The following is a 12,682-nucleotide window of genomic DNA, read 5'->3' as shown; positions in this document are numbered from 1 at the left end:
TAAATGTGGCCAGCGCGCACGCCTTCGCGTGGTTCCGGTGCCAGTCCTTTGAAGCGCTCTGGAGCGCGTGCGTCAAGCACAAGGTGGCTGCTGGTTTCCAAGGCATCCTGCACCTCGTTGAGGTTGCGCACCATGTCGTTGTTCAGCATGGCTGTGAAGTGGCGTTCCATGCGGGCTGGCACTTCGTCGGAGACCGGATAGCCTTCTTCCTTCCACGCAGGCAAGCCACCGTCCAGCACGAAGACGCTCTTTACACCAAAGGCGCGGAACATCCACCAGACGCGGGCTGCGGAGAAAATGCCCATGCCATCATAGAGAACGATGGTCTGGCCATCGCCAATTCCCATCTTGCGCATTTTGGATGAGAATACATGTGGTTCCGGCATCATGTGCGGGAGTGGAGAATTCTGGTCGGACACGTCATCAATGTCCATGAACAGTGCGCCGGGAATATGCTCTTGTTCGTATTCCTTTTTGGCGTCGCGCTCCATGGCAGGCAGATACCAGGAAGCGTCAATGATAACTACATCAGGGGCATCAAGGTGGTCTTTGAGCCAGCTTGTCGAAACAATCGGGTCCTGTGCCATGTTTTAGTCCTCCAACTGGATACGGACGCGTCTGTTCTGACGGCCTTTTTTCTCTATCTTAGTGATGACAGCTTTGCCAATCTGTGCGGTTTGCGACACGTGCGTTCCGCCGCATGGCTGCAAATCAACTTCTTCCCCAATTCTTATCAGCCTTACCCGTCCGCTGCCCATAGGTGGTTTTACACTCATGGTTTTAACAAGACCCGGGTTTGCTTCCAGCTCTTCGTCGGTGATCCATTCCTGAGTGATGGCATCATCGCCTGCAATGAGGTCTTGCAGCTTGCCTGTCAGCTCGTCTTTGTCCAGTGCAGCTTCCGGAATATCAAAGTCCAGACGGCCTGTGCCATCGCTGATCTGGCCACCAGTGACGGGGAAGGGCAGCACGACGGAGAGCAGATGCAAAGCTGTGTGAACGCGCATGCGCTTGTAGCGGGTTTCCCAGTCAATGTGCGCAGTAATCTTTGCGCCGCTGATCAGCCCTGCGGGAAGCTCGGTGCCATCAACTGGCACATGCACAATCTGGCTGCGGTCTTTGGAATAAACAGCTGTTGCAATTGGAATGCGAGTGCCATCCTCCAGCTCAAGCGAGCCGCAGTCACCCGGCTGGCCGCCGCCATTGGGGTAGAAGCAGGTCCGGTCCAGAATGATGCCACCTTCCGGAGTGATTTCGTTTACAGCGGCTTCGCTGCTGCGCAAGTAAGCATCTTCACGGTACAAATGTTCGGTCATGGAATAATCTCAAATGGATTGAACAGGTGCGCCATGAAATGAATTGGCGCACCTTTAACTGGTGATCTTAAGCGGTGGTGCGTGCGCTGAGCAGCTTCACAGCGAACGCTGCCATGATGCCAGCGAAAGAATAGTCGAGGATGCGCATCACCCGCGGTGAGCTGCGCAGGAACTTGGAGACAGCAGAGGCCCCAAACACCATTACCAGACTGCTTGGCACGTTCAGCAGAATGAAGAAGAAGCCAAGGAACAGCAGTTTGGAGGTTGCGTATGGATCAGATGCGGACACAAACTGTGGCAGGAAGGTTACGAAGAACAGCACAACTTTCGGGTTGAGCAGGTTGATCGTGACAGCCTTAGCCCAGATGGCTCTTGGTGTTTCGCGGGATGCTTCGCCTTCTTCCAATGAGAGGGCTGAGCCGTTGCGCAGGATCTGGAAGGCCAGGTAGACCAGATAGAGCGCGCCCACTGTTTTGAGGATCTGGAAGGCGAACTCAGATGCAGCGAGCAGCGCGGAGATGCCAACGGCTGCCAGAAACGCATGGATCATGATGCCGTTTGTTGCGCCGATGATCGCAACCAGTCCCGCTTTGCGACCTTGTGTGAGCGTTTTGCTCATGAAGAAGGTCATGTCCGGTCCAGGAGTAATGGACAGGATGAAGGCAGCAAGGGTAAAGCCCGCCATCACACTTAGTTCAGGCACAAAATACATGCGAAAGGCCCTCTGGGTTATTATTCTCAATTGGCCCTAACGTATTTTACTGCCCCCGCGCAAGTCTACTGAACTGTCCTCATCAAAAACTAAAGTATTGGTGAGAACAGACGGGCGGCTTGGGCGAGGACGCGGAAGGCGTAGCGGCGGTTGTTGAGTTCGAGGCGATCTGTTTGACGAGCGCCTTTGAAATCCTGTTGCAGCATCTCTTCGGTTTTCCTGATCATATTCTGGCCCGTGAACCAGAGGGTGATCTCGAAGTTGATGTTGAAGGAGCGGTTGTCGAAGTTGACTGTGCCGATGCCTGCCAGTTCCTCATCGATGAGGATGACTTTTTCGTGCAGGAAGCCTTCCAGATAACGATAGACCTTGATGCCATGGCTGGCGAGGTTATCTGCATGGGCGTAGCTGGCGAGCCAGACGAGCCAGTGATCGGCTTTCTCCGGCAGGAGGATGCGGACGTCCACACCGCGCAAAGCTGCTGCGTAGAGGGCTGTGAGGACCTCGATGCCCGGTACAAAGTATGGGCTGACGATCCAGATGCGGTCCTTGGCTCTTGAAATGCTCTCCACGAACGTGATGGCGCAGTCTTCCTGAATGTCCGCCGGGCCTGTTGGCATGACCATGACGCTTTCCCCACCCGTTTGGGAGAAGGTGGAGGGCAGCTCCAGCTGTAATGTCTTGCCCGTTGCAAATTGCCAGTCTTCGCTGAAGGACAGTGTGGCTGCCAGTGCTGCAGGGCCGGTGACTTTGACGTGGGTGTCTCGCCAGTGGCCGAACTCCTTGGACAGCCCCAGATACTCCTCACCGATGTTGTGACCGCCGATCCAGCAGTGTTTGCTGTCTGTGACCACGACTTTGCGGTGATTGCGATAGTTGAGGCGCATGGGGCCGAGCATGCGCATAAGGCGGTGGCGTCTGTTGAAGGCGCTGACGCGGACACCAGCGTCCTGCAAGCGCGTGAGGTACTGTGTGGAAAGGGAGCGGGAGCCGATGTCGTCGTAAAGCAGGCAAACGTGCAGGCCCGCTTTAGCGCGTTCTATCAAGGCATCTGCCAGTTCCAGTCCTGCGCTGTCTTCGCGGATGATGAAGAACTGGACGAGAACATGCCTTTCGGCGGTGCGGATGCCGTCAATGATGGAGGCAAACATGGCTGGACCATCGATGAGCAGGTCACACTGGTTGTTTGCAAGAAAAGGCACCGAGGCTACGCGGGTGTGCACCGGCCACTGGGTGTTGGCTGCGCTGTCTACAAACGGTGTGTGACGATTGAGGACGTCTGCTTCAATCTGGGAGATGTCATCGCGGACCTCGATGTAATCATCCAGCCGCTTCCATGCGAAGACGAAGTAGAGCGGGACCGTTGGCATGGGGATGAAAAACAGGGAGAGCAGCCAGGCAATGCTGCCTTGCGAGGTGCGTGAATACATGATCTCGCGAATGGCGCAAATAACTGCCAAAGCATAGAAAAGAACACTGAAAATTGCGATCAGGGGGAGAAGGCTAAATGAGGATTCCAAGCGCTACAACTCCTGTAATGCGAGGACCTACTTATAGCTGTGCCAAGAGGAATGGTCAAAACCTCTTGGCGTATTGTGCAGTTCTTTCCGTTAAGGTCAGGCAGCTTCAAATGGAATGGCGATTTCGGACTTGCGTTCCATCCATTCTGGCACTGGCAGGCCTTTTTCGCGCAGGAAGGTCGGGTTGAACATTTTGCCCTGATAGCGGGTGCCATAGTCACACAGGATGGTCACGATGGTGTGGCCGGGACCGAGTTCTTTTGCGAGACGAATTGCGCCAGCGACGTTGATGCCGGAAGAGCCGCCAAGGCAGAGGCCTTCGTGTTCGAGAAGCTCGAAGTTGATCAGCAGGCCTTCTTCGTCAGAGATGCGGTAAGGGATGTCGATCGGTGCATCTTCCAGATTGGCGGTGATGCGGCCCTGACCGATGCCTTCCGAGATAGAGGAGCCTTCGGACTTCAGTTCGCCGTGGGCGTAGTAGTTGTACAGCGCTGCGCCGTGTGGGTCTGCAAGGCCGATCTTGATGTTCGGGTTCTTTTCCTTCAGGCCGATGCCGGTGCCGGCAAGCGTGCCACCGGTGCCGACTGCACAGATAAAGCCGTCCACTTTGCCGTCGGTCTGCTGCCAGATTTCCTGAGCGGTGGTTTCAATGTGGCCCTGACGGTTGGCGGTATTATCAAACTGATTGGCCCAGATGGCGCCTTGCGGGTGGGTTCTGTTCAGCTCTTCTGCGACCCGCTGCGAGACTTTGATGTAGTTGTTCGGGTTCTTATAGGGGACAGCCGGAACTTCGATCAGCTCGGCGCCTGCGATACGCAGCATGTCTTTCTTTTCCTGAGACTGGGTCTCGGGAATGACGATGACAGAGCGGTAGCCCAGGGCGTTGCCGACCAGCGCGAGGCCGATGCCGGTGTTGCCAGCCGTGCCTTCCACGATGATGCCGCCCGGCTTGAGCGTGCCGCGTTTGACTGCGTCATTGATGATGAAGAGCGCGGCGCGGTCCTTGACGGACTGGCCCGGGTTCATGAACTCGGCTTTGCCGAGAATTTCACAGCCGGTTCGCTCGGAGGGGCCTTTGAGGCGAATAAGTGGAGTGTTGCCGATGGCTTCGATGGCAGAGGCGCGCGTATCCATAGTTTCTCTCAAATAATTCGTATGACCAAAAATCAGAATGCGGGTGTTTACCCCTTTTGAGACCACGCTACTGCGCTGACCTCACGAGAACAAGAAATGGGCTGCCAAAGGGTGCGTCAGACTAGGATATTATTCTCTTGGCGATTGCGCATGAGAACAAAATTGCTCACGGGGTGCGTGGCTTTCGAATGAGTGCGCTAAATGCGATTTGAGAGAGTATCGATTTGCGCGCTGTTCCGTCTCTGTCAGGACCTGCTTTCCAGCCAGGTGATGGCATCCTTGGTGGCTTTCCAGAGGATCTCACCGTTCTCACCTGCGCGCAGCATGAAGGAGTTATGGACTTCCTTTGGGACGGGCTGCACTTCCAGCAGGTTCACCTGCGTATCCAATGCCGGAGCAAAAGCTTCCTTGCGGGTGATCACAAAGCGCTCATCAGTTGGCACGCGGGACTGGTCTTTCTTCAGGCTGGCAGACTGCAGTGCTTTGTTGTGAGTGGCAGGTTGCATCACGGTGACGGCGATGGCTCTGCCATCTGGCAACAGATGCGTCTCGTTTTGCTGGACCTCGGAATTGTAGATGACCTCGCCGTGGGTATCGATCAACTCGACCCACAGGGTCTTGCGGCCCTCAATTTCCACCTCACCAACCCAGATGGACAAATCACTCTCTAATGGATCGGCGTAGGGTGTTTTGGAGGGCGGAGCAACTGTGACGGCCAGATAGTCCTCTGGCATGGCGTAGGTGTTGCCATTATCGGATTTTTCGATGAGCTGAGGGCCGGATGTTGTGGCAGGCGAGGAGGCAGGTGGCGTTTCTGCGTGCGAAGGCGCAGCCAAAGCGAGTGGCGCAGCGATGCAGGCGGCAAGAAACCCTGATCTTGTGAGATGCAACTTGAAGGTTTGCGGCAGACCGCAGGATGGCAACAGACTACTCATTTATGGCTCCCTGACTTTTACGCAGCAACTTTCCCAGAGGGGGCGCCTTATTATGTGCACTTCACTAGTCATCACTTAGTAGTGATTATGATAATATGCACTAGATATATTAGAGGTATACGCATTTACTTAGAGTATCTATGCCATAATAATTGTATATAAATTATGTTTCGCGTATTTATACTTTCAGGTTATTTAAATGCTATTATGTAAAATTTTCATTGTGTTGATTTGCTATATGATTTGGATAGAACTGTGATGTAGATCGCAGTTTGTACATATGGCAAAAAAATCTAGTATTTTTCCGCATGAGCTAAGCTTTTGAAAGAACAGCGCTTCATTTCGGCCAATTTTTTGTGGGTGCCAAGGGCTGTCGGGCGGTATTTGAGCTCGTTGCTGATATGCACAGCTCTCCAGACTTATGAACTCCCTAAAAATTGAAGGAGCCAGAGCTGGGTCAGTGGGTGGCCATATGCAGGATCAGGGTGAGTTTTAGCGCAAAATGGAACGCCTCCGCTTTTGTGCGGAAGAGAGTTCTACCCAAATGGACTTTATGTCTTCGGCCAGCGGCACTTGATAGTGCTGCGCCTTCGCTTCGCGTGAACATGGTTTTCTACCCATCATTTTTCTTGTTTTCTGGATAGACGCACACGCACGTGTTTTGTGAAGAGAAGAGCTGTTTAAGAGGAAGGGGAGGATAAAGAGAAAAGTATGGCTCCCCGGGCCGGATTCGAACCAGCGACCAAGCGGTTAACAGCCGCTTGCTCTACCACTGAGCTACCGGGGATCATACTATGTTGCCATTGGCTTTGATCGATAAAAGAAGTGGCTCCCCGGGCCGGATTCGAACCAGCGACCAAGCGGTTAACAGCCGCTTGCTCTACCACTGAGCTACCGGGGATCACGATGATCTTGCCGTATGGCTGCAAACGAAAAAGGATGGCTCCCCGGGCCGGATTCGAACCAGCGACCAAGCGGTTAACAGCCGCTTGCTCTACCACTGAGCTACCGGGGATCATGACACCCTTGCGAGTTTGCCTCGCCGTTTGCGTGAGGAGGCTTTTACAGAGGCATGTTGTGTTTGCCAAGTCGTTTTTTGCGTATTTTTCGATTTGTGGACAGTTTCTCTATTTTTTTATTGAGATATCCAAGGGGGTTAGCCAGAAATCTCCAAAAACCGCGGATTTTGCGGGTTTGATTTTCCGGTGATGTTGGAATCCTCACAAAGACAATTGACAGGAGAGCTGATTGCGCCCCACACTTAAGGCCAGAACTCCAGTTTCTTTTTGTTCCGGCTCAGGCTTTGGAATGACAAGATTAAACGGGAATGCGGTTCCATATATTATGGAGACAAGCCGCAGCTGCCCCCGCAACTGTGAGCGGTGAGACCTTAGCGAAAATCCCACTGGCCTTTTAAGGGCTGGGAAGGGGCTATGGTCGGTTGAGCCGCAAGCCAGGAGACCGGCTGGAGATATGATTTGACATAGGACTGCTGTCGGGTGGACGGCGAGAGGTGCTCATGACGCATATTTTCCTGTCTCCGTGCGAGACAGTTGCTGTACTTTCATATTCTTTGATTGAAGCCCCGGCTTCTTTGCGCTTACTGACCAGCTAACCCAGATGGCTGAACAGAGAGGCGACCTTCGTGTTCGCCATTGCTTGGTTACGGGTGGAGCTCGTTCCGGGAAAAGCGCATATGCGGAAAAGCTGGTTATAAGCAGCGGGCGACGCCCGACTTATATCGCGACAGGCCAGGCCTTTGACGGTGAAATGGAGGAGCGTATCGCGCATCATAAGATGCAGCGGGGCGACCTTTGGGACACTGTTGAGGAGCCGCTGGAGCTTGTGCGCGTGCTGGAAACGCATGCCAGCAACGATCGTGCGATCCTCGTTGATTGCCTGACACTTTGGCTTTCCAACCTTATGCACGGGTCGCGGGACTGGACCGTGGAGCTTGAACGGCTTGAGGCGGTTCTTAGCTCTTTGCCGTGCCCTGTCGTGTTTGTTGGCAATGAAGTGGGCATGGGCATTGTGCCTGAAAACGCCATGGCCCGCGCCTTTCGAGATGAAGCTGGCCGCCTGAACCAGCGTATCGCCGACCTCTGCCATTTTGTGATGTTTGTGGCTGCTGGGCAGCCTTTGCAGCTGAAGCCTGCTGTTTTACCGGAGATTTCCCTATGACTGTTTCTTTTGCTGCACCTTCTAAAAAAATCCCTGCTGTCATTATCACTGGTTTTCTGGGTGCCGGAAAAACCACGCTGGTACGCAACCTGCTGATGAAGGCACAGAACAAGCGCATTGCGCTGATCGTCAATGAATTCGGCGAGATGGGTTTTGATGGCTCACTGGTGAATGGCTGTGCTGACCCGGACTGTTCTGCTGATGAAGTGGTGGAGCTGGCCAACGGCTGCATTTGCTGCACGGTAGCTGATGATTTTCTGCCGACCATGGAGATGCTTCTGGAGCGCGAGCAGGTGCCGGATGTGGTTGTGATTGAAACCTCTGGCCTTGCTCTGCCACAGCCGTTGGTGCGTGCGTTCAACTGGCCTTCTGTCAAGCCACGTGTGACCGTTGACAGTGTGGTGACCGTGGTAGACGCACCGGCTGTTGCCGCTGGCAAAGTAGCCTGCGATGAAGAGGCTGTTGATGCGCAGCGGGCGGCGGATGATGCGCTGGACCATGAAAGCCCGGTGGAAGAGCTGTTTGCGGATCAGCTGACCTGTGCTGACCTTGTTGTGCTTTCCAAAGCGGACCTTTTGAGCGAGGCAGAGCTGGCGGCGGTGAAGCAGACGATCCGTGGCCGTGTTCGCGATGGGGTTGAGATTGTTTCTGCCTCTCATGGCGAGCTGGCGCTGGATGTTTTGCTTGGGCGGGATGCTGGTGCAGAAGATGATATGGACTTGCGCCTTTCTCACCATGAAGCGCAGCATGCTCAGGACCAGGACCAGGACCAGGACCAGGACCAGGACCACGACCACGACCACGACCACGACCACCATCATCACGATCATTCTCATGATGATTTTGAGAGTTTTGTACTGCCAACCCGCCGGTTCGTCTCAATTGATGAGGTGAAGGCTCAGGTGGGAGCGGCCATGAAGGTTTCTGGTGTGTTGCGCATTAAGGGCAGTGTGGTGGTTGAGGGCAAAACCGCGCCGGTGCTAGTGCAGGCGGTTGGGCCGCGTGTGGAGGCCTGGTTTGCGGCTGGCAGTGAAAGCCACTCCAAACTTGTTGTGATCGGCCTTGCGGGGCTGGACAAGCACAGTGTGCAGGCTGCGCTGAGTGAATTTGAGTTGGTTCAGGCCTGATGCACGTACTTGTCGGGCAATCACGCCGATTGGATGATGGAGAAGAGGCCGTCGACCTTGAGCAGGCGCCTGCGGATGTTGTGTTTTTAAGCGCAGCAGACACAGAGCTTGCCGGGCTTGCGGCGGCGCATGCCCAGCATGAGGGCTACTCTCTTCGTCTTGCCAGTTTTCTGGCGCTGTCGCATCCGTACTCTGTTGATCTTTATGTTGAGCAGACCATTCAGGACTCCAAGCTTGTTGTGGTGCGCCTTTTGGGCGGTGTTGAATACTGGCGTTACGGCGTTGAGCGGCTGGAAGCAGCTGCCCGCGCTGACGGGGTGAAGCTGGTTCTTCTGCCCGGTGACGACAAGTGGGATGAAGAGCTGGCGAAGCGCTCCACCGTGCCTTTGTCTGTTGCGCAGATGTTGTGGCGCTATCTGATTGAGGGCGGGGCGGAGAACCTTTCTAACGCTTTGCTATATGCCGCGCAGAATGTTGAGTTGCCTGTCGAGGCACCATCGGAGCCAATGGCGTTGCCGCGGGCCGGGCTGGTGCTGCAAGGGCATTCGCTTCCCTCCTTAGATGATGTGCGGGCGAGCTGGAAAGACCCAAGCCGTCCGGTTGCGGCCATTGTGTTTTATCGGGCGCTGTACCAGAGCGGTGCAATTGAGCCAGTGCAGGCATTATGCCATGCGCTTGAGGCACAGGGGATAAACCCGCTGGTGCTTTATGTGGCGAGCCTGAAACAAGCGGAATGCGCTGGTGTTGTTTCCAGCGTGTTTGAGCAGTGCCCGCCAGATGTGGTTTTGAATGCCACAGCCTTTGCGTTGTCGAGTGCGGGTGCTGTTCATTCCGGCACGGTGCTGGACAATCCAGGTGCATGTGTTCTGCAGATCGTTCTGTCGTCTTCCTCGGAAGAAGGCTGGGCCGAGAGTGATCAGGGCTTATCCCCGCGTGACCTTGCCATGCATGTGGTGCTTCCTGAAATTGATGGTCGTCTTTTGACGCGGGCGATCTCGTTTAAGGAGGAAGGTGGGCGTGATGTCAGGACCCAATGTTCGCTTGTTCGCTTTGTACCAAAACCGGACCGGATTGAGTTTGTGGCAGCGTTGGCGGCCAATTGGGCGCAGCTGAAACACAAAAACGCAAATCAACGCAAAGTCGGCATAATCCTCGCAAACTATCCCAACAAGGATGGGCGTATAGCAAACGGGGTTGGGCTGGACACGCCTGCCTCTTGCGCGCACCTTCTTTGCGCCATGAAAACAGAAGGTTATGGGGTTGCTGAGAATGCGCCGAAATCTTCTGAGGCGTTGATAGACGACCTGCTGGCTGGTCCTACCAACTCCCTTAGGAACGCAAACCAACGCAAAGGCGGGGAAGTGTTTGCGCTTGCTCGTTATAAGCAGTTGTTTTCTCAGCTGCCTTTGGCAGTGCGAGAGGGGATTGAGGAACGCTGGGGGGCGCCGGAGGACGATCCGCATATTGTGGACGGCTCTTTCCAGCTGGCGCTTAAGACTTACGGCAATGTGACCGTCGGCATTCAGCCTGCTCGCGGCTATAATATTGATCCTAAAGAGACTTATCACGATCCGGCGCTTGTTCCGCCGCATCATTACCTTGCCTGGTACATGTGGCTGCGCGACAGCTTTGAGGCAGACGCACTTATTCACCTTGGCAAACATGGAAATCTGGAATGGCTTCCCGGAAAAGCATTAGCCTTATCAGAGGCTTGCTATCCTGAAGCCGTAATTGGGCCTGTACCGAATATCTATCCTTTCATCGTCAACGACCCCGGAGAGGGATCGCAGGCGAAACGGCGGTTATCCTCGGTGATCATTGATCATCTTACCCCTCCGCTGGCCCGTGCTGAGAGCCACGGCTCTGCGCTGGAGCTGGAGGCGTTGCTGGATGAGTATTACATCGCCGCAGGGGTGGACCATCGCCGCCTGAAAGCGCTTGGAAAAGAGATACTTGGCGTTGCTGCGCGTGAAGGTATGGACAAAGACATCGGCCTCACATCGCAGATGGATGAGGACACGCGTTTGGCACGGCTCGATGCCTACTTGTGTGACCTGAAAGAGTTACAAATCCGCGATGGGCTGCACATTCTGGGGCAGTCACCAACAGGAGAGCAACGGGCCGAATTGCTGGTGGCTTTGCTGCGCGTGCCGCGTGGTGAAAAACCTCACGAGAACAGTTTGTTACGCGCACTTGCTGAGGATTTGAATCTGGTGGAGTTTGATCCACTGGATTGTGCCTTTGAGCAGGCGTGGGCTGGTGAACGGCCTGTGCTTTTGCAGGAGCTTGTTGATGCGCCGTGGCGCAGCTGCGGGGATACGGTTGAGCGGTTGGAGGCGCTGGCGCTGGCATATGTTTCTGGTGAGCGGGTGGTTCCGGCTGCGTTTACAGCGACTTGCGCTGTGTTGGAGGCATTGGAACAAGAGATTGCGCGCTCAGTTGATGCCTCTGGCGCTGCTGAGGTGGACGGGGTGTTATCCTCCTTGGCCGGACGGTTTGTCCCCCCCGGACCATCGGGTGCGCCGTCGCGTGGTCGCCCTGATGTGCTGCCAACCGGGCGTAACTTTTATTCTGTTGACGTTCGCTCAGTTCCTACAAAGGTCGCCTGGAAGCTTGGTGAGAGAAGCGCTAGCGCGTTGATTATGCGGCATTTTCAGGAGCACGGCGAGTGGCTGCAAAGCATCGCCATGAGCTGCTGGGGAACCGCAAATATGCGCACCGGCGGGGATGATATCGCACAGGCGCTGGCCTTGATTGGGGCTCGTCCTGTCTGGGAAAACACCTCTGGACGCGTGACAGGATTCGAGATTGTTCCACTTTCCGAGCTTCAGCGCCCTCGTGTTGACGTAACCCTCAGAATTTCCGGCTTTTTTCGAGATGCGTTCCCACAACTCATACATTTGTTTGACGCTGCCGTTGCTGCGATTTGCGATCTTGATGAACCTGATGATGCCAATCCTCTGGCGGCGCGGTACCAAACTGAGTTTGGGGAATTATTGGCCAAGGGCGTTGAGGAAGGACAGGCGCGAAAGCGGTCTTCCACCCGGATTTTCGGCAGTAAACCAGGGGCTTACGGCGCTGGCCTGCAGGCGCTGATTGACGAGAAGCTGTGGGATAAACGCGCGGATTTTGCGGAGAGCTTCCTTGAATGGGGCGGCTATGCCTATGGCCGTTCGCAAGAAGGCGAGCAAGCCAGGGACGATCTGGTAACCCGGCTCACCCATGCTGATGCAGTGGTTCACAATCAGGACAACAGGGAACACGATCTCCTTGATTCTGATGACTATTATCAGTTTGAGGGCGGTCTGGCCGCAACTGTTGAAACGCTCAAAGGCGATGCTCCGCACGTCTACCACAACGATCATTCGCGCCCTGAACGCCCTGTCATTCGCACGCTTTCTGAGGAAATTGGGCGGGTTGTCAGGGGAAGAGCTGCCAATCCAAAATGGATCGCAGGTGTGATGCGCCACGGGTATAAAGGTGCTTTTGAGATGGCGGCCACGGTCGACTATCTCTTTGCTTTTGGGGCGACGACCAATGCAGTCTCTAACCATCATTTTGATCAGCTCTATGATGCATATCTTTATGATGATGAGGTGCGGGACTTTATTGCAGAGAAGAACTCTGCAGCGCTTTTGGAAATGACAGAGCGATTTTTAGAGATCATTCAACGAGATATGTGGGTGCCGAAACGAAACAGCGCCTTTGAGGACTTAATAGAGCTGCGACGCGCGCTCATGGATGGAGGGGAATAAGA

General features: G+C 54.8%; 9 protein-coding genes, 3 tRNA genes and 1 riboswitch. Of the genes, 3 read left to right on the top strand and 9 right to left on the bottom strand.

The window, feature by feature from the left end; genetic code table 11:
• The 9 genes from PsAD46_RS19625 to PsAD46_RS19585 form a co-directional block, all read right to left on the bottom strand.
• On the bottom strand, positions 1–587 hold a 587-nt coding region (locus tag PsAD46_RS19625; RefSeq protein WP_063307668.1), incomplete at its 3' end, for a sulfurtransferase.
• 3 nt (positions 588–590) lie between these two features.
• On the bottom strand, positions 591–1,316 hold the full coding sequence (locus tag PsAD46_RS19620; RefSeq protein ID WP_063307667.1) for an alanyl-tRNA editing protein: 726 nt from the start codon (positions 1,314–1,316) through the stop codon (positions 591–593).
• 67 nt (positions 1,317–1,383) lie between these two features.
• Entirely contained in the window at positions 1,384–2,028 is a 645-nt protein-coding gene (locus PsAD46_RS19615) for a LysE family translocator (RefSeq protein WP_063292377.1), read from the bottom strand.
• A gap of 89 nt (positions 2,029–2,117) precedes the next feature.
• A complete protein-coding gene (gene cls, locus PsAD46_RS19610) occupies positions 2,118–3,548 on the bottom strand; it encodes a cardiolipin synthase (RefSeq protein ID WP_063307666.1) in 1,431 nt (476 codons plus the stop codon).
• Positions 3,549–3,644: 96 nt separating this feature from the next.
• Positions 3,645–4,682, bottom strand: a complete 1,038-nt coding sequence (locus tag PsAD46_RS19605) for a cysteine synthase A (RefSeq protein WP_063297508.1) — start codon at positions 4,680–4,682, stop codon at positions 3,645–3,647.
• A 245-nt stretch (positions 4,683–4,927) separates the two neighbouring features.
• Entirely contained in the window at positions 4,928–5,617 is a 690-nt protein-coding gene (locus PsAD46_RS19600; protein WP_063307665.1) for a hypothetical protein, read from the bottom strand.
• 712 nt (positions 5,618–6,329) lie between these two features.
• Positions 6,330–6,404: transfer RNA gene (locus tag PsAD46_RS19595), tRNA-Asn, on the bottom strand.
• Between the two features lie 39 nt (positions 6,405–6,443).
• Positions 6,444–6,518 (bottom strand) — tRNA-Asn (locus PsAD46_RS19590).
• Positions 6,519–6,557: 39 nt separating this feature from the next.
• Positions 6,558–6,632 (bottom strand) — tRNA-Asn (locus PsAD46_RS19585).
• A gap of 260 nt (positions 6,633–6,892) precedes the next feature.
• Positions 6,893–7,102, top strand: a riboswitch (cobalamin riboswitch).
• A 135-nt stretch (positions 7,103–7,237) separates the two neighbouring features.
• Between PsAD46_RS19585 and cobU the strand changes: the two genes are divergently transcribed.
• Genes cobU through cobN form a run of 3 tightly spaced genes read left to right on the top strand, consistent with a single transcriptional unit; the run spans position 7,238 to position 12,680 of the window.
• A complete protein-coding gene (gene cobU, locus PsAD46_RS19580; RefSeq protein WP_082830483.1) occupies positions 7,238–7,798 on the top strand; it encodes a bifunctional adenosylcobinamide kinase/adenosylcobinamide-phosphate guanylyltransferase in 561 nt (186 codons plus the stop codon).
• Entirely contained in the window at positions 7,795–8,925 is a 1,131-nt protein-coding gene (gene cobW, locus PsAD46_RS19575) for a cobalamin biosynthesis protein CobW (RefSeq protein WP_063307664.1), read from the top strand. The genes cobU and cobW overlap by 4 nt, the downstream gene beginning before the upstream one ends.
• Positions 8,925–12,680 carry a cobaltochelatase subunit CobN gene (gene cobN / locus PsAD46_RS19570; protein WP_063307663.1) on the top strand — a complete coding sequence of 1,252 codons (3,756 nt, stop codon included), beginning with the start codon at positions 8,925–8,927 and terminating at the stop codon, positions 12,678–12,680. Before cobW ends, cobN begins: the two co-directional genes overlap by 1 nt.
• Positions 12,681–12,682 lie beyond the last annotated feature (2 nt).

The organism is Pseudovibrio sp. Ad46 (assembly GCF_001623065.1).
In the GTDB taxonomy this organism is placed as follows: domain Bacteria; phylum Pseudomonadota; class Alphaproteobacteria; order Rhizobiales; family Stappiaceae; genus Pseudovibrio.
This window is presented reverse-complemented; position numbering and strand designations above follow the sequence as displayed.

What these genes read in the sequence shown, in the direction of transcription:
- PsAD46_RS19620 (WP_063307667.1), bottom strand. Translation starts at nt 1,316, where the DNA reads ATGACCGAACATTTGTACCGTGAAGATGCTTACTTGCGCAGCAGCGAA.
- PsAD46_RS19615 (WP_063292377.1), bottom strand. Translation starts at nt 2,028, where the DNA reads ATGTATTTTGTGCCTGAACTAAGTGTGATGGCGGGCTTTACCCTTGCT.
- PsAD46_RS19605 (WP_063297508.1), bottom strand. Translation starts at nt 4,682, where the DNA reads ATGGATACGCGCGCCTCTGCCATCGAAGCCATCGGCAACACTCCACTT.
- PsAD46_RS19600 (WP_063307665.1), bottom strand. Translation starts at nt 5,617, where the DNA reads ATGAGTAGTCTGTTGCCATCCTGCGGTCTGCCGCAAACCTTCAAGTTG.
- cobU (WP_082830483.1), top strand. Translation starts at nt 7,238, where the DNA reads ATGGCTGAACAGAGAGGCGACCTTCGTGTTCGCCATTGCTTGGTTACG.
- cobW (WP_063307664.1), top strand. Translation starts at nt 7,795, where the DNA reads ATGACTGTTTCTTTTGCTGCACCTTCTAAAAAAATCCCTGCTGTCATT.
- cobN (WP_063307663.1), top strand. Translation starts at nt 8,925, where the DNA reads ATGCACGTACTTGTCGGGCAATCACGCCGATTGGATGATGGAGAAGAG.